We start from the raw sequence: 23,536 nt of genomic DNA on the forward strand, positions 1-23,536 counted from the left end.
ACGCGCCGCCGGCCGATTTCAACGGCACCGTCAGCTTCGACTTCGTCGCCAATGACGGCACCACCGACAGCAATACCGGCACCGTCACCATCGAGGTCAATGCCGTCAACGACGCGCCGGTAGTCCAGAACGGGCAAGAGATCGTTCTCGAGGACGGCACGCTGAACGGCTCGTTGGCCAGCCTTGCCTTCGACGTGGACGGCGACACCCTGACCTTCGTTCTCGCCGACGCGCCGGACTTCGGCGACTTCACCTGGAACACCGACGGCACCTACATCTACTCGCCTTCGGAGAACTTCACGCTGGGTGACAGCTTCCAGTTCTACGTGAACGACGGCACGGCCGACAGCAACGTCGCGACGCTCACCATCGTCATCACGCCCGTGAACGATGCGCCCGTGGTGGCCGACGACACGATCGTGATTGCCGAAGCCGGTTTCATCCTGGCGGATCTCAACGACCTGCTGACCGATCCGGATGGCGGCACGCCGTCCTTCAGCCTGGTCGGGCCCAACCCGGCCGGGGTCGTCGTCAACCCGAACGGCACCTGGCAGTACGCGCCGGGCCCCGATTTCAACGGCACGATCAGCTTCCAGTACCGGGCCAATGACGGCACCGACGACAGCAACGTCGCGACGATCACGATAGAGGTGACGCCGGTCAACGACGCGCCAACGGACATCGCGCTGAGCAACGCCTCGGTGCAGGAGAACAGCCCGAACGGCACGGTGGTCGGCCTGCTCTCCGCCACGGATATCGACAGCAGCAGCTTCACCTATTCGATCCTCGGCGGCCCCACGCCCTTCGCCATCGTCGGCAACCAGCTGCAGGTGGCCGGCGCGCTCGACTACGAGACGCAGGACGCATACACGCTGACCATCCAGGCGAATGACGGGGCCGGCGGCACGCGCACGGAAGCCTTTGTCATCTCCGTCTCCGATGTGGACGAGACGCCGGACAACCAGGCACCGACGGTCGAGGACGGCGTCGCCTCCGTCAATGAGGACGGCACGCTCAATGGCTCGGTCACCAGCCTCGCCAACGATCCGGATGGCGACAACCTCGTCTTCGCCCTGGTGGGCACGACGCCGGCCGGCCTGACCTTCAACGGCGATGGCAGCTACGTCTACACGCCCCCCGCCAACTTCAACGGCAGCATCACCTTTGATTTCATCGCCAATGACGGCAACGCCGACAGCAACCAGGGCACCGTCACGGTCACCGTCAACGCGGTCAACGACGCGCCGACAGCGCCGGACGGCCCGGAGGTGGCGGTCAACGAGGACACCTATGTCTTCGTCACGCGGGAGCAGCTCATCGCCGGCGCGACCGATGCCGAGGGCGACGCGCTCTTCGTGACTGGCCTCACCACGAACGCCTTCGTCACGGGCTACCTGCAGAATGACGGGATCTGGGTCAGCGGCACGCTCAACACCAACGGCACGCGCACGGCGACCTACCAGCTCAGCGACGGAAATGGCGGCCTGGTGGACGGCATCCTGACGCTGAACATCGCGCCGGTGAACGACGCGCCGACGGTCACCGCCACCACCTTCGCCGGCACCGAGGACCAGCCCTTCATCATCGCCATCACGGACCTGCTCGCGCAGGTAGCCGCGGATGTCGATGGCGACACGATCTCCTTCCTGAACGTGTCTGGCCCCTTCGGCGGTACGGTCACGACCGACGCCGGGAACCTGATCTTCACGCCGCAGGCGAACCGCGACAGCGCCGGCTCCTTCTTCCTGTCGGTGACGGACGGTACGGAGACGGCGGGCGGCACCATCACCGTCACGCTCGCGCCGGTGAACGACGCGCCGGTGGCGGGCGACGACGTGGTGGCGCGCAGCGGCAGCCCGCAGGTCATCAGCTTCGCGACGCTGTTCGCCAATGACAGCGACGTGGACACGCCGGCCGCGAACCGCACGATCAGCGCGATCGGCAACGAGAGCGGCGTGACGGTCGCGGTGGACAACGTCGCACGCACGGTCACCGTCACCTACGATGCCGGCCATGTCGGCGGCTACAGCTTCGAATACACCGTCTCCGATGGCGCCGGGGGTTTCGACACCGCGCTGGTCACACTGAACAACCCGCCGGTCGCGACCGACGACACGACGACGATCGGCGAGAACGACAGCTGGACGAACTACCATTTCGTCAACGTGACCGGGAACGACAGCGACGCGGATGGCGACCTGCTGACGGTCACCGGCGTGACGGCGCTCGGCGGCGCGCCGATCATCGCGGAGGCTTGGGATTCGAACGCAGACGGCCGCAACGACAGCCTGCGCTTCTACGTCAACGACCCCTCCAACAACACCAACGGCACCTTCCAGGTCGAGTACACCGTCTCCGACCAGCGCGGCGGCACCGACACCGCCGTCGTGACGATCAACGTCACACCGGAAGACGATGCGCCGATCGTGCGGCCGGACCTGCTGAATTCCGAGATCGTCACGACGAGCCAGTTCACCCCGGTGGACATCGCCTTCTCCACGCTGCTGGCGAATGACGAGCATCCCGACGGCACGGATTTCACGATCACCTCGGTCCAATTCTTCAGCCGTGGCAGCGCAGTGCTGGTGGATACGGATGGCGACCTGGTGAACGACGCCGTGCGCTTCACGCCGGATGCGAATGTCGGGGGAGTGCAGGATTACGCCTCATCTTGGCTGGCCTATTTCTACTACACCGTCACTGAGACCAACGGCGATGGCGACACGGCGTCGACCTATGCCTATGTCCGCGTCAACGACGTCAACGAAGACCCGAGCGCGGAAGACGACACCGTGGCGCGCAGCGGCGACCCGCAGGTCATCGCCTTCGACACGGTCTTCGCCAACGACTACGACTGGGACAGCCCCACCAGCGGCTGGACCATCACCGGCATCTCCGCGGAGAGCGGCGTCACCGTGACGGTGGATGGCGTCGCGCGCACCCTGACGGTGGATTACGACGCAGGCCATACCGGCGCCTACAGCTTCGACTACACGATGTCGGACGGCGAGGGCGGCACGGCGACGGCAACCGTCAGCCTGAACACCGTGCCCATTGCGGATGACGATACCGTGACGGTGGGTGAGAACGACGCCTACTTCGCGGTGCAGTACGTCGATGTGCTCGCCAATGACGAGGATGCGGACGGCGACGCGCTTTCCATCGTCAACGCGCAGGCGCTCGGCGGCGTGCCGGTCGTCGCCTATTGGTCGGCCGAGAACTTCCTGACGTTCTACCTGACCGATCCGTATTTCAACGACGCCTTCGAGATCCAGTACACCGTCTCCGACGGACGAGGCGCGACGGACACGGCGATCCTCAGCGTCACCGTCACACCGCAGAACGACGCGCCTGTCGGCGTTTCGGAGCAGATCGGCACCTTCTCCACGGCCGAGGACACCGCGATCGTCATCCCTGTCGCGTCGCTGCTCGCCAATGGCGACTTCGACGGGGACAGTGAGGATTTCTGGATCTCCTCCGTCACCTATTACGGCCCGTTCGGCGGCACCGCGGTGCTGGATGACAAGGGCACGGCCGATCACGCCGATGACGAGGTGGTGTTCACGCCCAACGCCAACTTCAACGGCAACGCCTATTTCTACTACTCGCTGACCGATGCGGCGGGCGCCACGGATCTCGACACCTACGCCTATGTCACCGTGACCCCGGTGAACGACCCGGTGACGGCGAATGACGACGTGATCGCGCGGCTGTTCCCGGAAGCCGGCACGCAGACCATCACGCGCGCCCAACTCGTCGGGAACGACGTGGACGTGGACAGCGACGCGGCGATCACCGGCGTCGTCGCCGGTGCCAATGTCAGCAGCATCGTGCTCAATGCCGACCAGTCCGTGACGGTCACCTACACCTCCGGCTCGGCGACCTTCACCTACACCCTGTCGGACGGCACCTTCTCCGACACTGCCGAGGTCACGCTGAACAGCGGGCCGCAACAGACCGGCACGCCCGGCGTGCTGAACCTGACGGAGGACACGCAGTCCTACTTCACCGACGACCAGCTCATCGCGCTGGCCGGCGTGACGGATGCGAACAACGACAATCTGTTCATCAGCGGCTACGGCACCAACCCGAATGTCGGGGTCTGGGGCGGCTGGTGGTGGCAGGTGGAGGAGAACTGGCTGACGCCTGGCCCCGAGAACTTCAACGGGCCAGCCACCTTCACCTTCACGATCAGCGACGGCAACACCGCGACGGACCTGACGGTGACGCTGGACGTGCAGGTCGCGCCGGTGGATGACCTCGCGGTGGCCGAGGACGACAGCGACCCGGCCTGGGTGACGAACGAACAGACCGGCATCGTGATCCAGATCGCCGATCTGCTGGCGAATGACTACGACGTCGAAGGCGATTCCTTCGCGGCCACCAGCTTCTATACGAGTTATCTGCTCGGCAGCGGCTCGGTGGTGAACAACGGCAACGGCACCGTCACCTACACGCCTGGGCAGAACGTTGCCGAAGGGTTCAACCCCGTGTACGGCGGCAACTACTGGTATGGGTATGACGGCCCGGGCTTCTTCTACACGGTGACCGGCGGCGATACGGCCTTCGTCCGCGTGATCGTCAACAACATCAACGATCCCGTCGTGGCCGCAGACGACTACGTGGCCCGCCCGCCCGGCGCGCCGGAGGAGCAGGACGTCACCTACGCGCAGATGGTGAACAACGACAGCAACCCGGACCCGAACGGGACGCTGACCATCATCTCGGTGCAGAATGCGGTGAACGGCACGGCGGTCCTGAACGACAACGGCACGGCCGGCGACGCTTCGGACGACTTCGTCACCTTCACCCATACGGGCGGCAGCGGCTCCTACGAATACACGGTGCAGGACGAGGGCGGCTCCACCAGCACGGCGACGGTGTATTTCAACGGCGCGCCGGTGGCGCAGCCCGATGCCATCACCGTCAGCGAGACGGAGGCGACCTATTCGCCGGATGGCGGTTCGCGGAACATCGCGCTGACCCGGCTCGAACTGGTCGGCAATGACAGCGATCCGGAAGGGCAGACGCTGTTTGTCACCTCGCCTGGCATCTACCCGGCCTGGGATGAAAGCGTCATCCAGTCCGTGTCCTATTACGGCAGCGGCGTGACGATCTACCTGCTCGATCCCGATTGGGAAGGCGAGACCTGGTTCGAGTATCGCGCCTATGACAGCGGCAGCCCGACCGCCTACAGCGAGCCGGTGCGCGTCACGCTGACCATTGAGGACGGCAACGACACGCCGCTGGCGAGCTGGGATTACTGGTACTACAGCGGCGTCGGCTACAACGACACGAACCCGGCGACCAACCCGCTGGTGGGCTATGAGGACTCTTATCTCGACATCCCCGTCAGCCTGCTGATCGACGGGCAGTATGTGAACGGCGTCTATCAGACGGGTGCCGATTTCGACGAGGAAGGCGACGCGCTTTCCATCGACCCGGGCAGCTTCTCGTCCTCCTACGGGTTCGCGCAGCTGGTCGACATCGATGGCGAGGCTTTCGTCCGCTTCACGCCCAATGTCGAGCAGAGCGGCGAGTTCTATTTCTACTATGCCGTCACCGACGGGAACACGACCTCGCCAACAGCCGGTGTCTATGTGTATATCACGGCGGTGAACGACGCGCCGGTGGTGGACGACGCCATCATCCCCGTGCCGATCGGGGACAGCGAGTTCTTCGTCAGCTTCTCGCAGCTGCTCTCCCATGTCAGCGACGAGGACCACAACGATTTCGAGCTGTCCTTCCTCGACGCCTTCGCGGTCAGCGGCGGCACGATCAGCATCGAAGGCAATGGCATCCGCTTCTTCGCGGACGGGTCGGGCGACCCGATGCAGTTCGAGTACAGCTTCGCGGACCCCGAAGGCGCGTCGGACAGCGGTGTCATCACCCTCGATCCCACCGAGGCACCGCCGGTCGTGCTCTATTTCCGCGGTTACGACTACCAGGGCGGCGGCTATCAGCTCTGGCACTACGTGCCGAGCGAGAGCCCCTTCGTGGAAGTGGCGCTGCAGGACATCGACGGCTACTCCAGCTACTATCCCTACAACATCACGCCCTATGGCGACGGCGTGGTCTTCTCCGCCTCCAGCTACAATGATGGGCTGTATACCTACAGCGAAGTGGGCGGGTTGCAGACGCTGGTCTCTGGCGACTCGATCTACGAGGTGCTGGTCGTCGGCGACGACCTCTACGCCACCAGCTATGCCGGCTTCTACGCCTTCGGCCCCGACGCACCGAATGGCTATGTCGAGCCCTCTGCCTACGGCATCTCCGAGCTGACGGAAGGCAACGGCGTCGTCTTCTTCGCCGGCTACAACTCCGACTTCGGGGAGCTGGCGATCTTCCGCTACGACCCGGGCACCCAGAGCATCGAACAGTTCGTCATCAGCACTGACGGCTCGATCGACAACATCAGCGACATGGTGGTGACCGAGGACGCCGTGTTCTTTGTCGCCGACAGCTTCGGGGACGCGCCGAGCAGCTATGGCACGCTGTTCCGCCTCGACCTCGACGACGAGACGGTGGATGGCGACGGCTTCGCCATCGGCACGGTATCCAGCTTCGGCTGGACCGGCATGGCCGAAGGCGAGCCCTATGCCCGCGACCTCGTCGCGGTGGGCGAGCAGGTGTATTTCATCGCCTACAACGAGAACTACAACGAGCAGCTCTGGCGCGCCGACGACAGCGGTGCGGGAGTGGTCGTCTACGACAATTCGTCCGGACAGGACGGCCAGTTCTATACGCTCGACTACGACGGCCAATACTCGCTCATCGAGTTCCAGGATGGCGTCCTGGCACATTTCTACGACTACGATACCGGCGTCGAAGGTCTCTATTTCGGCAACGAGAGCGGCTTCGTGCTGGTTGACGACTGGAACTACGACTTCCAGGACCTGCAGGTCGTCGATGGCGAGGCCTTCTACATCGCCCAGGACGGAGACGGGTACGGCTACGAGGTGTTCGTCTTCGACGGCACCAGCGTGCAGCGCCTGACCGACCACGACCCCTACTACATGAACGAGCTGGAGGTTCTGAGCCGCGAGCGTCTGTTCGTCACCAGCTCCGACTATTACGGCGGGGAAGGCGGCTCATCGGACGCGATCTACGAATACAACCCGGCGGATTACGGGGACACGGCGACGCATCGCCTGGAACGCGGAAACACGGAAATCGCCTACTACAACCTGACCGCCTCGGAGTACGGCCTCTACTTCAATCACGCAGTCGGAAATAACTGGTATACGTATTTCGTGTCCTACAACACATTCGAACTGCAGAACCTGGACGGCTTCTCCCTCAGCTCGAATGGGGAGCGCGGGTTCTTCGGCCAGGTGCCGTTGGCATCCTTCACCTATGGCCAGGGCGCGGAGGCGGCGTTCTACGAAGGCACCGTCGTGGTGGACGGGCTCGACATCGCGCCAGGGCAGGACCCGGACTTCCCGGCCAATCCGGCGAATTCCTTCCCCTCGGGCTTCGCCCAGCTCGAACAGCTCGGCGACTCTTACATCGCGGACATCTACACGGTCGCGAACATCCCTGCCCTCGGGGAGGACACGGCGTACCTGTTCCGGATCTCCTACGATGTGGACACGCAGACGCGGAGCTTCGAGCAGGTCCACGGCCTCAGCGCCGTTGGCAGCCCGACCGACCCCAACACGCTCCCGGAATACATCCTGGCGCCCATCGCGCTGGGCGATGCGCTGCTGGTGAACAAGTACATCCCCGACTACGCGAACAACGTCTACACCTACGAGCTGTGGGCCGTCCGCGGCACGACGGCGACGCTGGTGGACGACCAGACGGGCTACGTATTCCGCACGGAAGCGGCGCAAGTCGGCGACTTCCTCTTCTTCGAGGACGAGTTCACCGGCGGCTTCGGCTCCGAGGTCAGGATCTACGACCTGGCGACCGGAACGACGACACTGGTGGACCTCAACCCCGGCGCCGAACGCGGCGATCCGCGGGAATTCGTGGCGGCCGACGGCGGCGTCTATCTCCGCGCACAGCTCGACGCGAACGGCTTCTCGGGCAACAACGAGCTGGTCCGGATCGAAACCGATGGCAGCTTCACCATCATCGATCTCGAGGACAACGCCGGCGGCCAGGTCGGCTCGTTCCCGCGCCAGATCGCGACGGACGGCACCACCGTCTACGCCTTCGGCGACACGGAGGGTGGCCCGGCGCTCTGGCTGGTGTCCGGCACGACCGTGGAGATGCGGATCGACCTGTTCAATGCAGGCATCTCCGGAATCCCCTTCCTGGATGCCGGCACCGAGTTCTACGACGGCGGCCTGTTCTTCTTCGCCGACAGCTGGAGCAACGGGACGCAGCTCTTCCGCTTCGACCTGGCGTCGCAGGAGGTCTCGCAGATCACCGCCGGCACCACCTCCGCCCGCTACGACGCCTTCGACTACAGCATGGAAGTGGCAGAGGGCGTGCTCTGGTTCGTCTATGACGAAGGCTACGGCGACGGGCTCGAGGTGCACGCCTATGACGGCGTCGGCTACGGCAGCTGGACCGATCTCGACCTCGGCGGCTACGGCTACCAGGCGTCGGACCTCGCCGCCATCGCCGCGCAGGATGACATCATCCTCGTCACCTGACGCCGGACGCGGCCGGCGCCCGACGCCGGCCGCGGCTTTCCTCCCGCCCCTTTACCGGACCGACACGGTCCGGCGATAAGCCGGTGCTGGCCCTGCCCCGCGGCCGGGCCGCCCATCAGGAGCCTGCGATGAACGACACCGTCTATGCCGATGGCGTGACCGACGTGACCGTGGTCGGCGCCAATGCCCGCGTGCGCTTCCACACCCTGGTGCCGGAAGGCAAGGGCAAGCCGAAGACCGTGCACGCCTTCACCCTGGTGATCCCGGTGGAGGCGCTGGCCACCTTCGGTGAGCGCCTGCCGCAGCTCACCGAGCAGCTGCTTCAGTCCGGACGGCTCAAGAAGGTGCAGAAGGAACCGGCGAAGACCACGCCGCCGAACTGATCCCCCTGCGGGCCGCGGCGCCGGTCAGCGCCGCAGTTCCTCCAGGAAGCGCGGGTCGTTGAAGTCGAACATGCGCAGGTTCGGGCGCACCGTCGTGTCGATCTCGTAGAGCGTCACCCGCGTCGCCCGCCCCTGTGCGTCCACCACGGTCCATTGCCGCAGTTGCATGGGGGTCTCCTCGAAGGAGAGCGTCAGGCGTCCTTCCGCCGGGGAACCGGTGCGGTGCATCGTGACGTGCAGGAAGCCGCCGCGCCGCTCCACGGCGGTCACGGTGATGTCGCCGGAAAGCCGGATCTGGTCGCGCAGCAGCAGGCCGAGCGGCGTGGAGGAAGCCGGCACGGTGCTGGGCTGGCCCAGTTCGCGGTCATACATCATCACCTGGCCGCCGGAGGCGACCAGCAGCATCGGCTCCGGCGGGTCGTAGTCGAACCGCATGCGCCCTGGCCGCACGATCCAGGCGGTGCCCTGCGCGCTCGCCCCGTTCTGGGCAATCTGCACGAAGCGGGCGCGGATGGTCCGCAGCCCGTTCAGATAGGCCTCCACCTGGCCCAGTACCGCGCGGTCGGCGGCGGTCAGCGGGCGCGGGGCGGGCGCCGGGGCTGGCGCCGCGCCGCGCTGCTGCGCATGTGGGGCGTGGATCGGCAGGGCGGCCAGCAGGGCAGCCCCGATCAGGCGGCGTCGCGACATGCCGCACACATGGCCCACCGGCGTGGCAAACGGAAGGCCGCGAAATGTCACCGAGCGTGCCGGCGCGTTAACGCCGCGGTTATCGCCTTCGCCGCAGGCTGCATGCCAGGCCGAAAAGCGGCGCGAGCCAGGAACCCGAGGATCGGGCGCACAGCGAAAGGCGCCGCCATGCCCCTCGATTTCGCCGGACCGCTCACGACGCTGCCCGTGGACGCCACGGAGCTGCACGGCGTGCCGCGGCATGTGCTGGCCAACCATGTGCTGGAACGGTTCTCGCCGGAACTGCGTCGCGCCGTGATCGCCATCGAACTGACGGAAGCGGGCAGCTTCGTGAACATGGGGCTCAACCTCGACCGCGTGGCCTGGCGCGCGGTGTGGCGCCGGCCGGGCCTGCCGGAGATGTCCGGCAGCATCCCGATATGGCGGGGCGAGATCGCCGGCTGAAGCGCGCTACTTGCCGGGTGGGCGCATCAGGCCGGGCGGCAGGCCGCCGCCCGCCCCGGCGCCGGGCCCGGCCCCCTGGCCTGGCATCGCGCCCGGCGGCATGCCCTGCGGCATCTGCATCGTCTGGTAGCCCTGCGGGCGCTGGAAGCGCGCCGGGTCCTGCGGTGCGAAGGTGACCTGGGTCGCCTCCATCCCGCCGCTGCGGCCCTGGCTGGAGCCTTCCGCGCGCAGCACCACGCCGTCATCGGTCACGCAGGTGCGGCCGCGATTGTCGCCGTCCTGCACCGCCCAGATGGTGCATCGCAGCCCGGCCACGGTGGCGGTGCCTTCGCGCCGGAAGGTGGCGCGTTCCGAACCGGCCCGTGCCGACATCGCCTGGGCCTGCGCGGCGGGGATGTCCATGACCATGCGCATCTGTTCCATGACCATGAAGGCGCGGCCGTTGCGGGTATCGGCCACCATCCAGCCCATGCCGCCGGGCATGTCGGTGCGCATCGTGCCGGTCGCGGCCTGCCAGCTCACGGTCATCGGCGGCGGCGCGCCACGCGGCGTGTCGCCGGTGATGCGGTAGGTCACGGTCACGTCGCGGGTCGGCGTCAGCGGCGGCCGGTCCTGCGCCAGGGCCGGGGCAGCGGCCAGCAGCAATCCGGCAGCCAGGGCGTTTCGACGCATGGTTGTCCTCCCTCGCGGTGCCGCACGCTCCGACGCCGATCCGGGCGGGTCAAGCCCGGGCGGCGGCGGGCGCTATCCGGCCGCCGGAGCCGCCAGCAATTGCTGCGGAACCGCCCAGCCGATGGTGCCGACCGACTGGCATTGCGGACAGACCGGCCCCCAGGCGGCGTGGTCGGTGCCGCAATGGGTGCAGCGCCAGCGCGGCTCCGGCGCGGCCGTGGCGGCGCGGCGCAGCCACTTTGCCTGGGCGGCGCGGCTTTCCGGCGAATCGCCACCCTCCACCTCCTCGAGGTCGGCCAGCGCCAGATAGGCCCGGCGATCGGCGACACCCGATCCGGTCAGCGCCTCCAGCTCCTGCCTGGCGCGGCCGGTGAGGCTCGCCTCGGTCGCCAGCCGCCCAATCAGAAGCTGGCTCTCGGGGTTGCGGGCGGTGCCCTGCACCAGCTGCTCGGCGGCCTTCACCCGCTGCAGAGGGTCGGTCTCGCCGTCCAGATACGCTTCGGCAAGGTCGGGATGCGGCTTCGCCTTCCAGGCCTCCTCCAGCACCTGCTTCGCGCGGCGGGGGCTGCCTGCCTCGCGCAGCCGACGGGCATGGGCGAGCGCCGCGGGGGTGAAGCCGGGATCGGCCTGGAAGGCCTGCTTTTCCAGCTCCGCCGCACGGCCGCCCTCAGGCTCCTGCCCGGCGGCTGCCAGGGCCAGCGGCGCCTGGTGCTTACCGGGCGCGGCGAGCGCCAGCGCCTCGCGCCAATCGCGCGTGCGGAGCGCCAGCGTCTCGCGCTCCTCCTTGAGCCAGGCGGCGCCGGGTTGGGCGGCCTCGGCCTCGCGCGCCAGGCGTTGGGCGGTCGGCCAGTCCTCGCGCTGGATCGCCTGGCGCAGCAGGCCGCGCAGGCCGAGGAAGCGCGAATCGGGGCGCGCCGCCAACTGGTGGAAGGCCTCGGAGGCAGCGTCCTCGCGACCGGCCAGCCGCTCGGCCTCGGCGGTCAGCACCAGGGTCTGCGGCGTGTCGCCCAGGCGTTCGCGGGCGCGCAGCACCTCGATGCGCGCGACATCCGGCGTGCCGGCGGCCAGCGCCACCAGCGCGCGGGTCAGCGCCGCCTCGCCTTCCATCCTGTGCCGCGCCTCGCGCTTCGCGCGGCGCCTTGCCGGCCAGCGGCGCAGCGCGCCGATGCCGGCCAGGATGCCGTAAAGCAGCAGGAAGGCCACCGCCAGCAGCAGCACCGCCAGGAAGAACGGCACCAGGATCTCGACGTCGCCGACGCGGATCTCCACCGCGCCGCCGAGCCGGACCATGTAGAGAACGCCCGCCACGCCCGCGGCAAGGAGGGCGAGGTAGAGCAGCGCGCTGCGCATCGCCTCCGCCCCCTCAGCCGGCCGCCATCTGGCGCAGCGCATCGCGGGCGGCGAGCAGCGCCTCCGCGCGCGCGATCCAGTCGGCCATGGCCTGCTTCGCCGGCGCCGAGAGTTTCGCCAGATGCGCCAGGGTCGCCTGCAGGTCGCCCGCTTCCAGCGCGCGGCGCGCCCGCTCGATCTCGGCAGCGGCGGCGTCGCCCCACAGCACCTCCTCGCCGCGGCGCACCGTCACCAGCCCGGAGAGGCGGGAGACGGCGGAGTCCAGCACGCCGCCGCTGGTCGGCGGCTCGCTGGCGGCCAGCGCGGCGCGTGCGGCCGCGTCGAAGCTGAGGCGGAGCGAGGCCTCGGTGGGCGGCGCGGCGCTGGCGTAGCGGCCGAGCGCCTCCGGCGCGTTCGCGATCTGGCCGAGCGGGCGCCCGGCATCCAGCGCGGCGCGTGCGGCCTCCACGGCAGCAAGCCGCGTGGCGCGGCTCTCCAGCGCGGCGAGGCGCTGCTGCTGCTGCTCCAGCGCGTTCAGCCTTCCGGCGAGTTGCTCGGCGGCCTGGGCGCGCTGCGCAAGCTGCGCGCCGAGCGTATCGAGCCGCCCGGTCAGCGCCATTTCCAGCGCGCCGATGCGCGTGCCCTGCGCCTCGATCGCCTGGCCGCGCGCCGCCAGGGCGGCGTCGCTGGCGGTGATTCGGCCGGTGACGCCCGACAGTGCCTGCTCGGTCGCCGCCTGGCGCTGCTGCGCCTGGGCGCCGGCGGCCTGCAGGTCGCGCGCGATGGTGTCGGCCCGCGTGCCGAGCTGGTCGAGACGGCTGCCGAGTTGCTCCACCGCGCTGCGCTGCGCCAGCGTCGCGGGATCGATGTTCGGCCGTGCCGCGAGGTCGCGCGCGATCGCATCGGCCCGCGTGCCAAGCTGGTCGAGCCGGCTGCCCAGCTGCTCCAGCGCGCCGCGCTGCGCCAGCGTCGCGGGATCGATGTTCGGCCGTGCCGCGAGGTCGCGCGCGATCGCATCGGCGCGCGCACCGAGCTGGTCGAGCCGGCTGCCGAGCTGCTCCACCGCATCGCGCTGCGCCAGCGTCGCGGGATCGATGTTCGGCCGCGCCGCGAGGTCGCGCGCGATCGCATCAGCGTGCGCGCCAAGTTGGTCGAGCCGGCTGCCAAGCTGCTCCACCGCATCGCGCTGCGCCAGCGTCGCGGGATCGATATTCGGCCGCGCCGCGAGGTCGCGCGCGATCGCATCCGCTCGCTGCGTGAGCTGGTCGAGACGGCTGCCGAGCTGCTCCACCGCGCCACGCTGCGCCAGCGTCGCGGGATCGACATTCGGCCGCGCCGCGAGGTCCTGCGCCAGGGCGTTGACCCGCTCCTGCAGGGCGGCCGCTTCGCGGCCTGCGGCTTCGGCGCGCTGCTCGGCCGCCTCCGCGCGGGCGCTGGCCGCAGCCGCGGCCTCGCGCAGCGGGGCGAGGGCCGGCGCGGGCGGAGCCGGCCGGTTCTCCAGCGCGGCCAGGCGCTGGGTGCTGCCCTGCAGCTGCGCCAGGCCCGCGCGCAGCGCCGCGAGCTCCTGCGCGGTCTGCGGATCGGGTCCGGCAGCCTGCGGCACCGGCAGCGGGCGCCCCAGCAGCCACAGGACGGCGCCGACCAGGACCAGCGCCGCAACGACGATGGGGAGGACCGTGGGATCGAAACGCCGGAGCCGGTCCAGGAAAGTCGGGGAGGAGTCGGGCGGGCTCATGGCTCTCCTGATGGTGTCGGGCGCCCTGTGCTGCCGGCCGTCGGAGACGGGCCGAGCAGCGCCAGAAGCGCTTGCTCCTCGGGTCGCGCCGCAATGCGGACGCCGCGCCAGGCATCGGGCGCGGCGGCGGCGATGGCGGCCTGCGCCACCCTGCGGCTGATCGCCAGAACGTCCATGCCCGGGGCGGCTGCCGCAAGGCCGGCGGCCCGAAGCAGGGTCATCGCACAGCGCGCCGAGCGTGGCGAGTGGAACAGCACGGTTCCCACCCGGCCTGCCAGAATGGCAAGGCGGGCACGCTCGGGCAGCGTCTGGGCGGGCACGGCCGCGTAGGCAATGCGGCGGATCACGCGGAAGCCGCGCGCGCGCAGCGCGCTGGCGAGGTCCAGCGCATAGCCCTCCCCCACCGCAAGCAGCAGCGACCCGCGCCCGGGGTGCAGCGTGGCGGCGGCGAGCGCGGCGAGGCTTTCGGCGGTGCCATCCGCGGCCCGGCAATCGCGCCAGCCCCGCGCGCGCGCCTCCTCCGCCGTTGCGACGCCCACCGCCAGCACCGGCAGGCCCGGAATCGGGGGCGGCAAGGCGCGGGCGGCGGCGCGACTGGTCAGCAGCAGCGCCTGGCAGGCGGGGATCACGAAGCCGCGAGACCGCAGCACCAGGGCGGGCGCGACCACCGGCTCCCAGCCCAGCGCCGCGACTCGTGCCGCCGTCTCGCCGCCGCCCGGCTCCGGGCGGGTGACGAGGACAGCGGGTGCCGCGGGATCAGGCAAAGATATCGGCCGGGGCGTCCTGCCGAAGGCTGTCGCCCAGTTCGCGCCCGAGCCGCGCGGCGTCCTTCGGCGCGCCATGCAGCGACCGCTTCAGCAGGAAGGAGCCGTCCGCCCGCGCGACGAGGCCGGTCAGGTGGAGCTGGCCGTCCGGCAGCAGCCGCGCATGGCCGCCGATCGGCGTGCGGCAGGAGCCGTCCAGCGCGGCCAGCAGCGCGCGCTCGGCGGTGGAGACGGCGCGCGCCTCGGCATCCTCGATGCCGGAGAGCAGTTCCAGCAGTTCGACATCCTCGGACCGGACGGTGACGCCGACGATGCCCTGGCAGGCAGCCGGCACCATCGCGTCGGGGTCGAGCACCACCGCCGCCTCGGCTTCCAGCCCCAGCCGGCGCAGCCCGGCCAGCGCCAGCAGCGAGGCATGCGGGCCGTCCGCGGCGCGGACCTTGTCGATGCGGGTCTGGACGTTGCCGCGGATCATGGTGATCTGCAGGTCCGGCCGCGCATGCAGGATCTGGCTCTGGCGCCGGACCGAGGCGGTGCCGACCACCGCGCCCGCGGGCAGGCAGGCGAAGGGGTCCGCGGGGTCCACCGCGCCCGCCCTGGGACCGAGGATCAGCGCATCGCGGCTGTCCTCCCGCGTCAGGGTGCAGGCCAGCTCGATGCCGGGCGGCAGGTCCGTCTCAAGGTCCTTCAGGCTGTGGACCGCGAAGTCGATCCTGCCATCGGCCAGCGCCTCGTGGATCTCCTTGGCGAAGAGGCCCTTGCCGCCGACATCGGCCAGGCGGCGGTCCTGGATCCTGTCGCCAGAGGTCGCGATGGCGTGCTCCTCGAAGGCCTTCACGTCGCGCAGGATGGGGCAGAATTTCGTGACCAGCCCCAGGAAGTGCCGCGTCTGCCACAGCGCAAGCGGCGAGCCGCGGGTGCCCACGCGCAGCGGCAGGCTGCGCATATGGGGGCGGACATGCGCCGTGGCGGCCAGGCGCGGGGCGCCATGGGCAGCGGCGTGAGGATGGGCTGGACCCGGCGGATGGGCTACCGACATGGGGCGGCCTCATAGAGCGGCCGCTGGGGCGACGAAAGTGGCGGAATACGCGGAACCGATGCGCGGCGTGCGAGGAGACGGGCTGGTGCTCGGCCTGGAAAGCTCCTGCGATGAGACGGCCGCCGCCGTGCTGCGCGCCGACGGCACGGTGCTGGCCGAAGCGGTGCTCAGCCAACTGGCCGATCACGCGCCCTATGGCGGCGTGGTGCCGGAGATCGCGGCGCGCGCCCATCTGGCGCATCTGCCGGGCCTGGTGCGGCGCGTGCTGGACCGGGCAGGCACGACGCCGGCCGGGCTTGCGGCCGTGGCGGCAACCTCCGGGCCCGGGCTGATCGGCGGCCTCATCGTCGGCGCGAGCTTCGGCAAGGGGATCGCCACGGCGAACGGCCTGCCCTTCGTCGCGGTGAACCACCTGGAGGCGCATGCCCTCTCGCCCAGGCTGCCCTCGATCAGCCCGCAGGGGCTCGGCTTCCCCTATCTGCTGCTGCTGCTGTCCGGCGGGCATTGCCAGTGCGTGGCGGTGGAGGGCGTGGGGCGGCATCGACGGCTCGGCTCCACGTTGGACGACGCGGTGGGCGAGGCCTTCGACAAATCCGCCAAGCTGCTCGGCCTGCCCTGGCCCGGCGGCCCGCATCTGGAGCGGCTGGCGCAGGGCGGTGATCCCGCGCGCATCCCCCTGCCCCGCCCGCTTCTTGGCCGCCCCGGCTGCGACTTTTCCTTCAGCGGCCTGAAGACGGCCGTCGCGCAGCAAGTGGCGAAGGGGCTGGACGAGACGGGGCGACGCGACCTCGCCGCCAGTTTCCAGGCGGCGGTCGCCGCGGTGCTGGCGGACCGCGCGCGGCACGCGCTGGCGATGCTGCCCACCGCCACCGCGGTCGTCGTCGCCGGCGGCGTCGCGGCCAATGGCGCGGTGCGCGCAGCGCTGTCCGGGGTCGCGCAGACGGCCGGGCTGCCCCTGGTGGCGCCGCCCATCCGGCTCTGCACCGACAATGCGGTGATGGTCGCCTGGGCCGGCATCGAGCGCCTGCGCCTCGGCCTGGCTGATCCGCTGGACCACGCGCCGCGGCCGCGCTGGCCGCTCGACAGCCTCGCTGCCTGAGGAGCCTCCCACCATGCGCTCACCCGTCGTCCGCAGCGGCGATCTCCGCGAGACGCTCGACGCCATCACCGACCTGCTGAAGGAGATAAGGCGCGAGCAATTGCAGCAGGAAGCGCAGGCGATGGTCACGCGCTTCGCGCTCCGCGCGCTGTTGCAGGCCGCGACGCCGGAACAGCGCCAGGCCGTGGCGGCACGGCTCGGCACCCCGGAGGGGTTGCTGGGCGCGGATGTGCCGCCGGACAGCCCGCTCGGCCGGGCGGCCGCCGCGGAAGCGGCGCGGCTCGCCGCCTCCCTCGCCGAACCAGGCTGAGAGAGCCGCGCATCCTTTTGCCAGCTCCCTGCGTTGCGACGTGCGGATGCGGAAGGAGATGGCGATGCGGACGACACCCCTGCTGCTTGTCGGGGCACTGACCTTGGCGCTTGCGGCCTGCGGCGAATCGCGGGGAACGCGTGCCGTGAGTGGCGGATTGCTCGGTGCCGGCGCGGGCGCCGCGGTGGGATCGCTCTCCGGCAATGCCGGCACGGGCGCGCTGATCGGCGGCGGCGTCGGTGCCGCCGGCGGCGCCCTCACTGGGCGATAGGCACACGGTTGCTTCCCCCCGCCAGGGCGGGGTCAGCCGCCCGCCGATCGAGACGGGCAAGGCGCGGCCGCTGGCGATGGTGGGCGCGGAGCGGCTGCCCACGCCGCCCAGCGTGCCGACCATGGCGGAGAGCGGCTTTCCCGGCTTCGACATGGATGACTGGAACGGCCTTTTCGCGCCGAGCGACGCGCCGCCCGCCGTCATCGGGAAGCTGCAATCCGTGGTGGCTCAGGCCTGCCGCGATCCCGGCGTGCTGGCGCGCATGGCGCCGCTCGGCACGGTGCTGGTCGGCCAGAGCACGGCGGAGTTCACCCGCTGGCTGCAGAACCAGCGGCAGATCGTGGCGCAGGTGATCCGCGAGGCCGGCATCACCCTCGGATGATCTGGCGGCGCGGGGCGAGCTCCGGCGTCGCCTGCTCCGCCTCCTCGGCGTTCAGCATCGCTTCCAGCATGCGCAGCGCGCCGAGGACATTGGCGCTGGCGCGCGCCGAGGCCAGCGTCGGGTCGCGATCCTCCAGCGCAGCGACCAGGCGCGAATGGTCGGCGATGGAGCGCGCGACACGCTCGGGGTTCGACAGGGTGCGGCGCCGGAAGCGCAGGCTGCGCAGCGCCAGGCTGTCGAGCTGGCGCAGCAGTGTGCGGTTGCGCGCGACTTCCGCGAAGCGCTCGTTGAAGCGGACGTTGCCTCAGTAATGGCCGTCGCCGGTCTGCGCGGCGCGCTGCATCTGGGTTACGGTCTCGCGCAGTGTGAACGCCGCATCGGTCTCGATCTGCATCATGTGCGGCGCCCCCGGCCGCACGGCGAAGCGCGCGCCCGGAATGGCGCGCGCCACCGTGGCGTCCGCCATCGCCGGCGTGGTCGCCACGTCCCGCTCGCCGGCAAGCACCAGCGTCGGTGCGCGCACGGCGCCGAGATGCGGCGTCAGCGACATGCCGGCGATGGCGCGCCAGCCGGCGGACCAGTCGGCGGCGTCGTCGGACAGCAACCTTTCGCGCAGGCGCGCCACGGCGCGATCGGCGCGGAAGGGCGCGGTCAACCAGCGCTCGATCGTCGGCTCCACGATTGCGGCCATGCGCTCGCGCTCCGCCGCGAGGCCGCGTTCGCGGCCGCCATGTCCGCGCGGGCTGGGGCGCGGCGCTCCGAGACCTGTCGCATTGCCCGAACCTGCATGTTAAGACCGGCAGGCTCGGCTTGCGTCTCTTCGGCTTCGGCGCCCACGAGAATCCGCGCCCGCCCTCGTCCGAGGAACGGCGGAGCTGTGGCGCCCGATGGTGGAGACCGCGGTGGAAGCCTTCGGTGCCGGGCGCTGCATGTTCGAGAGCAACGTCCCGGTGGACAAGGCGGGCATCGGCTAAACCACGCTCTGGAACGCCTTTAAGCGCATCACCGCGCGCTGGTCGCCTACCGAGCGCGCCGCGCTGTTCCACGACACCGCCGCGCGCTTCTATCGCATCGCGCCGGAAAGCTGAGGAGGAGAGGCGCTTGGCCCGTCTGCCCTATCTGACAAGCAAGGACCTGGCGCCGGAGAACCGGGACGTGGTCTCCCGCGACATCTGGCTGAACCGCGTCATGGCGCACAGCCCCGGCGCGGCGCGCGCCTTCACGGATCTCGGCATGTACATCCGCTTCGGCAGCAAGCTGGACCCGCGGCTGCGTCAGCTTGCGATCATGCAGGTTGGGTGGCTGGCACGGAATCCGTACGAGTGGTCCCACCATGTGCGCATCGGCATCGAGTTCGGCTGCTCCGACGCCGACATCCGCGCCATCGCGGTGGAGAGTGAAGGCGGCGCGTCCGGCCTGGAGCCGTTGGCGCGCCTGGTGCTTCTGGGCGCGCGCGAGATGTTCGCCGGCGCGATGAGCGCCGGGACCTTCGATGCCTTGCGCCCGCATCTCGATCCCGAGCGACTGACCGACCTGGTCGTCACCATCGCCTACTACTGCGGCGTGGTGCGGCTTCTCGCCACGCTGGAGGTCGAGGTCGAGCCGGACTACCAGCCCTTCCTGGAGGCCTATCCGCTGCCATGAGCGCAACGCTGGACGAGTCCGTCACCGCCTCGCCCCTGCCCGCGCCGGGCACGCGCGTGCTGGTCACCCGCGGCGCGCAGGGCATCGGCCGCGCGGTGGCGAACGCATTCCACGCCCGCGGCGCACGGGTCTGCGTGTTCGACCTGGGCGTCGTGCCAGAGGCATCACCGGACTGGCTGGTGGTGAGCGGCAACGTGGCGGTGGCGGCAGAGGTCGAGGCTGCCTTCGAAGCGATGCACCGCGAATGGGGCGGCGTGGACGTGGCGCATGCCAATGCCGGCATCTCCGCCAACAAGCCGACGCTCGAACTCGGCGCGGAGGAATGGCGCCGGACCATCGATGTCAACGTCACCGGCGCCTTCCTGCCCGCGCAGGCGGCGGGCCGGCGCATGGTGGCGCAGGGGTCGGGGCTGCTGCTTTTCACGGCGAGCCTCTAACACGCCACCGCCGGTGCGGCGCGCGCGGCCTGTTGCGGCAGCAAGGGCGGCGTCGCGAACCTGGCGCGTGCGCTGGTCTGCGAGTGGGGCGAGCATGGCGTTCGCGTGAATGCACTCGCGCCCGGCTATGTCGAGACCGCGCTGGTTTCCGATCTTCTCGCCCGCGGCAGGCTCGACGGCGGCGCGATCCGCCACCGCTCGCCGCAGCGCCGCCTCGTGCAGCCGAATGCGGTGGCGGCGCCCGCGCTGTTCCTCGCCTCGCCGGCCGCATCGAGCATCAACGGCGCGGTGCTGGCGGTGGATGGCGGCTGGACGGCGAACGCCGCGCCGTGACGTCGGGCGAGGTTGCGACCCGCGCCTCCATCAGCGGCCATACGCGGCTGGTGGTGATCCTTGCGCACACCCGCCGCGCTGAACGCCCATTTCGCCGCGAGCGGGCGCGACGCGGTGCTGGTGCCGATGCAGGTGCGGGCCGAGGAGCTTGCCGCCGTCGTCGCTGCGCTGAGCCGCGTCGAGAATTTCGGTGGCATCGTCGTGACGGTGCCGCACAAGGAAGCCATCGTCGCGCTGTGCGACCGCCTGACGGAGGCCGCGCGCATCGTCGGCGCCGGATCGGACGCCCGCTGGTCGTCGCCGATCCAGGCCTCGTTGCCGATGGCGGTATTCGATGCCACCTGCTGCATGACGGCTCGGCGCCGGCCTTCGCGATGCTGCGGCAGCGCGAGGCGCGCCACCGCGCGCCGGAGCGGAACGCCGCCGCGTAGGGCTTCACCCTGTTCGGCCTGCACGACGAGCGCCCGGGCCTCGTGCATGTCTTGGGGCCGGAGGCCGGCCTCGGCCAACCCGGCATCATCATCGTCTGCGGAGACAGCCACACCTCGATACATGGCGCGCTCGGCGCGCTCGCCCTCGGCGTCGGGATGACGGAGGTGGCGCGCGTTCGGACGGGGCCAGCCTGCTGCCGCGGTGTCCCAGCGCGAGCGAAACCGTGTGGTCGCGCCGCGCGACAGCCCGCTGACATCGGTGCCCTGCCCCCGCGGCGGCGGCGGCGCTAGTCTCGACCCTGGCGGCGATGCCGACCCGCGCCAGTCAGCCACCCGCCGCGGAAGCTCCCCGCTCGCTGCCGTCCCTTTTCCGAACGGAACACCATGCCCCGTTGGCTGCCTCTGCTGCTCGGCTTCCTGACCGCCGTCGGTCCGATCTCGACAGACATGTATCTTCCGGCCTTCCCGGCCATCGAGGGCGAGCTCGGCACGAGCCGGGGCAGCGTGGAGATCACGCTCGCATCCTGGTTCGTCGGACTTGCGGTCGGGCAGCTGGTGCAGGGAACCCTTGCCGACCGGCTGGGACGGCGCACGCCGCTGATCGCGGGAACCGCCCTCTACACCGTCGCATCGATCGGGTGCGCGCTCGCATCGGACATGACGACATTGGCGGCGTGGCGCTGCATCGCAGCCTTCGGCGGCGCGGCCAGCGCGGTGATACCCAGGGCGATGGTGCGGGACCTGGCCGACGGGCTCGCCGCCGCGCGGCTGATGTCGCGCCTCATGCTCGTGATGGGCGCAGCCCCGATCCTGGCGCCGACGCTGGGCGGCCTGCTGCTGGGCGCAGGAGGATGGCGTTCGATCTTCTGGGTCTCGGCGGCCTATGGCGGCTTGTCCTGCGTGTTGGCATGGGCGCTGCTGCCGGAAACGCTGCCGCCCGCGCGTCGGCTGCGCCGATCCGCCGCCGATCTGCTGCGCGACTTCCTGCGCATCGGGCGCGAACGCGGCTTCATCAGCAACGCGCTGATGGGCGCCTTCGCCATGTTCTCGGTCTTTGCCTTCATCGGCGGCGCGCCGGCCGTCTACATCGAGTATTTCCACGTGCCGCCGGAGCGGTTCGGGCTGCTCTTCGCCGTCAGTGCCGTGGGCTTCATCGCGGCGTCGCAGCTCAACCCACCGCTGCTGCGCCGATGGGGCGCGCGCAAGGTCCCGGCCTATGCCCTGCGGGTCGCTGCCGTAGCCGTGCTGGCGCTGACCCTCGCGGCCTTCACCGGGCTGGGCGGGCTCGCCGGCATCTTCCTGCCCGCAGTACTGGCGCTGGCCAGCACGGGCCTGGTGTTTCCCAACGCGGCCGTCGGGGCGCTTTCGCGCCACTCCTCGCGCGCCGGCAGCGCTTCGGCCCTGCTCGGCACGCTGCAATTCGGCTGCGCCGCACTCGGCAGCGCGCTGGTCGGCCTGCTGGCCGACGGAACGCCGCGGCCGATGGCCCTGCTCATGCTGTTCGGCGCCTGCTGCGCGATCGCGGCGGAGCTGCTCCGGCCGAATCGTTCCACCAGCATGTGACGCCCCCGGCGTGCTTCCGGCGCCGTTGCGATCGTCCTTCCGCGATTGACGCTCGAACGAGCGGCTGTTTGATCGCTGCTCTGCGTTCGGGGGGACGATTGGGGCATGGTGGGTCGGTTCATCATCGGATCGCTTGCGGCAGCCTGGCTGCTGATGTCGGGTGAAGCCGCGCAGGCGGTTTCAGGCGCTTCGCCGCCGCAGGAAGCGGCGAGCGCTTCGGCACCGGAGCGGATGCTGGTGGTGCGATCGGGCGACACCTTGGCCGGCCTGCTCGGTGGCGCCGGAGTCGATTCGGGGGATGTGCATCGTCTCGTGGTTGCATTGCAGGATCTCTTCCCGCCCAGGGCGCTCCGTCCCGGTCAAGAGATTGCGATCACGCTCGATCCTTCGCGCGACGACGCGCTGGCGGAGTTCGAGATCGAGCCCTCGCCCGGGCGGACGATCCGCGCGACGCTGCGAGGCGAGCAGTGGCAGGTCGAAGAGATCCTCGCGCCGAAGCAGCGCATGCTCGTGCGGGTGGCCGGCAAGGTGGAAGGCGGCCTGTTTCCGGCGATGACGGCCTCTGGCATGCCGCCCGGCCTCGCTCTCTCGCTGATCCGCGCGCTGGGCCACGAGATCGACTTCCAGCGCGACCTGCAACCCGGCGACAGCTTCGCCGTGCTGTTCGAGCGCTTCCGCGATGACGAGGGCGCGCTGCTCGGCCATGGCCGCGTGCTGCATGCGGAGTTGATGTTGTCAGGCCGCCGCCTGGCGATCTGGCGCCACACGACGCGCGACGGAACGGCGGATTGGTACGACGCTGCGGGCAGAAGCCTGCGCCGCGCCTTCCTGCGCACGCCGCTGGACGGCGCGCGTGTCTCCTCGGGCTTCGGAATGCGCAGCCATCCGATCCTGGGCTTCACGCGGCTGCACCGCGGCACCGACTTCGCCGCGCCGACCGGCACGCCCGTCTATGCAGCGGCAAACGGCACCGTCATCTCGGCCCGGTTCGAACGCGGATACGGGCGCATCGTGCGCCTGCGGCACGCCGGCGGCATCGAGACGCGCTACGCGCATCTGTCTCGCTTCGCGCGCGGCATCGCACCAGGCCGCCAGGTCCGGCAGGGCGACGCGATCGGGGCGGTGGGCTCCACTGGCCTCTCGACCGGCCCGCACCTGCATTACGAGGTCATCGTTCAGGGCCGACCCGTGGATCCCGCGCGTCGCACGGCGCAGTCGGTGCAACTCGCGGGGCGTGAGCTCACCGCATATCGGACGGCGCAGCGCAGCCTGTCGCACTACGCGGCCGCGCTGTCCGACCTCACCGAGATCGCCATGGCGGAGTAGCCGGGCCGCGAGCCCTTTTCGCCAGGGCATCGCGCATGGGGGCTTGAACTTCCAGCGACTGGAAGTCCCATACCGGGGGCC

Annotated in this window: 19 protein-coding genes and 2 pseudogenes; 13 read left to right on the plus strand and 8 right to left on the minus strand. The window is 70.2% G+C overall.

What is annotated here, in order from left to right; translation table 11 throughout:
• Positions 1-8,606 (plus strand): tandem-95 repeat protein (locus E4T13_RS12070; protein WP_137178562.1); only part of this gene is annotated, 8,606 nt, incomplete at its 5' end.
• 128 nt (positions 8,607-8,734) lie between these two features.
• Positions 8,735-8,989, plus strand: a complete 255-nt coding sequence (locus E4T13_RS12075) for a hypothetical protein (RefSeq protein ID WP_137178563.1) — start codon at positions 8,735-8,737, stop codon at positions 8,987-8,989.
• Between the two features lie 24 nt (positions 8,990-9,013).
• Here E4T13_RS12075 and E4T13_RS12080 read toward each other — a convergent pair whose 3' ends face one another.
• Complete coding sequence (locus tag E4T13_RS12080; protein ID WP_137178564.1) at positions 9,014-9,676, minus strand: outer membrane lipoprotein carrier protein LolA; 663 nt, start codon at positions 9,674-9,676, stop codon at positions 9,014-9,016.
• Between the two features lie 168 nt (positions 9,677-9,844).
• Between E4T13_RS12080 and E4T13_RS12085 the strand changes: the two genes are divergently transcribed.
• Positions 9,845-10,120 carry a hypothetical protein gene (locus E4T13_RS12085; protein WP_137178565.1) on the plus strand — a complete coding sequence of 92 codons (276 nt, stop codon included), beginning with the start codon at positions 9,845-9,847 and terminating at the stop codon, positions 10,118-10,120.
• A 6-nt stretch (positions 10,121-10,126) separates the two neighbouring features.
• Here E4T13_RS12085 and E4T13_RS12090 read toward each other — a convergent pair whose 3' ends face one another.
• The 5 genes from E4T13_RS12090 to hemC form a co-directional block, all read right to left on the minus strand.
• Positions 10,127-10,792, minus strand: a complete 666-nt coding sequence (locus E4T13_RS12090) for a DUF4412 domain-containing protein (RefSeq protein ID WP_137178566.1) — start codon at positions 10,790-10,792, stop codon at positions 10,127-10,129.
• Positions 10,793-10,864: 72 nt separating this feature from the next.
• Positions 10,865-12,142 carry a heme biosynthesis HemY N-terminal domain-containing protein gene (locus E4T13_RS12095; protein WP_137178567.1) on the minus strand — a complete coding sequence of 426 codons (1,278 nt, stop codon included), beginning with the start codon at positions 12,140-12,142 and terminating at the stop codon, positions 10,865-10,867.
• 13 nt (positions 12,143-12,155) lie between these two features.
• Positions 12,156-13,856 (minus strand): hypothetical protein, encoded by a 1,701-nt coding sequence (locus E4T13_RS12100; protein WP_137178568.1) that lies wholly within the window; start codon positions 13,854-13,856, stop codon positions 12,156-12,158.
• A complete protein-coding gene (locus E4T13_RS12105; protein WP_170984960.1) occupies positions 13,853-14,620 on the minus strand; it encodes a uroporphyrinogen-III synthase in 768 nt (255 codons plus the stop codon). Before E4T13_RS12105 ends, E4T13_RS12100 begins: the two co-directional genes overlap by 4 nt.
• Positions 14,613-15,659 (minus strand): hydroxymethylbilane synthase, encoded by a 1,047-nt coding sequence (gene hemC, locus E4T13_RS12110; protein ID WP_137178570.1) that lies wholly within the window; start codon positions 15,657-15,659, stop codon positions 14,613-14,615. Before hemC ends, E4T13_RS12105 begins: the two co-directional genes overlap by 8 nt.
• Positions 15,660-15,717: 58 nt before the next feature.
• On the opposite strand from hemC, the gene tsaD reads away from it, so the two are divergent.
• From tsaD to E4T13_RS12130, 4 genes are all read left to right on the plus strand, one after another.
• A complete protein-coding gene (gene tsaD, locus E4T13_RS12115; protein WP_137178890.1) occupies positions 15,718-16,758 on the plus strand; it encodes a tRNA (adenosine(37)-N6)-threonylcarbamoyltransferase complex transferase subunit TsaD in 1,041 nt (346 codons plus the stop codon).
• A gap of 13 nt (positions 16,759-16,771) precedes the next feature.
• A complete protein-coding gene (locus E4T13_RS12120; protein ID WP_137178571.1) occupies positions 16,772-17,068 on the plus strand; it encodes a hypothetical protein in 297 nt (98 codons plus the stop codon).
• 64 nt (positions 17,069-17,132) lie between these two features.
• A complete protein-coding gene (locus E4T13_RS12125) occupies positions 17,133-17,339 on the plus strand; it encodes a YMGG-like glycine zipper-containing protein (protein ID WP_137178572.1) in 207 nt (68 codons plus the stop codon).
• Positions 17,308-17,721 carry a tripartite tricarboxylate transporter substrate binding protein gene (locus E4T13_RS12130; RefSeq protein WP_256370449.1) on the plus strand — a complete coding sequence of 138 codons (414 nt, stop codon included), beginning with the start codon at positions 17,308-17,310 and terminating at the stop codon, positions 17,719-17,721. Before E4T13_RS12125 ends, E4T13_RS12130 begins: the two co-directional genes overlap by 32 nt.
• Here E4T13_RS12130 and E4T13_RS30985 read toward each other — a convergent pair.
• Positions 17,708-18,010, minus strand: a pseudogene (locus tag E4T13_RS30985) (FCD domain-containing protein); the annotation flags it as partial. The gene E4T13_RS12130 and the pseudogene E4T13_RS30985 sit on opposite strands and share 14 nt — an antisense overlap.
• 15 nt (positions 18,011-18,025) lie before the next feature.
• Positions 18,026-18,412, minus strand: coding sequence for an alpha/beta fold hydrolase (locus E4T13_RS12140; protein ID WP_137178574.1), 387 nt, complete (start codon positions 18,410-18,412; stop codon positions 18,026-18,028).
• A 410-nt stretch (positions 18,413-18,822) separates the two neighbouring features.
• Between E4T13_RS12140 and E4T13_RS12145 the strand changes: the two genes are divergently transcribed.
• The 6 genes and pseudogenes from E4T13_RS12145 (at position 18,823) to E4T13_RS12170 (ending at position 23,455) form a co-directional block, all read left to right on the plus strand.
• On the plus strand, positions 18,823-19,365 hold the full coding sequence (locus E4T13_RS12145) for a carboxymuconolactone decarboxylase family protein (protein WP_137178575.1): 543 nt from the start codon (positions 18,823-18,825) through the stop codon (positions 19,363-19,365).
• Positions 19,362-20,135: pseudogene (locus tag E4T13_RS30495) on the plus strand (SDR family NAD(P)-dependent oxidoreductase). Before E4T13_RS12145 ends, E4T13_RS30495 begins: the two are co-directional and overlap by 4 nt.
• Positions 20,136-20,195: 60 nt before the next feature.
• A complete protein-coding gene (locus E4T13_RS30500; RefSeq protein WP_240791098.1) occupies positions 20,196-20,726 on the plus strand; it encodes a hypothetical protein in 531 nt (176 codons plus the stop codon).
• The gene (locus E4T13_RS12160; RefSeq protein ID WP_240791099.1) at positions 20,609-20,857 is read left to right on the plus strand and encodes an aconitase family protein; all 249 of its coding nucleotides are present in this window, start codon (positions 20,609-20,611) and stop codon (positions 20,855-20,857) included. Before E4T13_RS30500 ends, E4T13_RS12160 begins: the two co-directional genes overlap by 118 nt.
• A 93-nt stretch (positions 20,858-20,950) precedes the next feature.
• Positions 20,951-22,129, plus strand: coding sequence for a multidrug effflux MFS transporter (locus E4T13_RS12165; protein WP_137178576.1), 1,179 nt, complete (start codon positions 20,951-20,953; stop codon positions 22,127-22,129).
• A 105-nt stretch (positions 22,130-22,234) separates the two neighbouring features.
• Positions 22,235-23,455 (plus strand): peptidoglycan DD-metalloendopeptidase family protein, encoded by a 1,221-nt coding sequence (locus E4T13_RS12170; RefSeq protein ID WP_137178577.1) that lies wholly within the window; start codon positions 22,235-22,237, stop codon positions 23,453-23,455.
• Positions 23,456-23,536: the final 81 nt, after the last annotated feature.

The organism is Roseomonas sp. AR75, from assembly GCF_005222815.1.
Taxonomy (GTDB): domain Bacteria; phylum Pseudomonadota; class Alphaproteobacteria; order Acetobacterales; family Acetobacteraceae; genus Falsiroseomonas.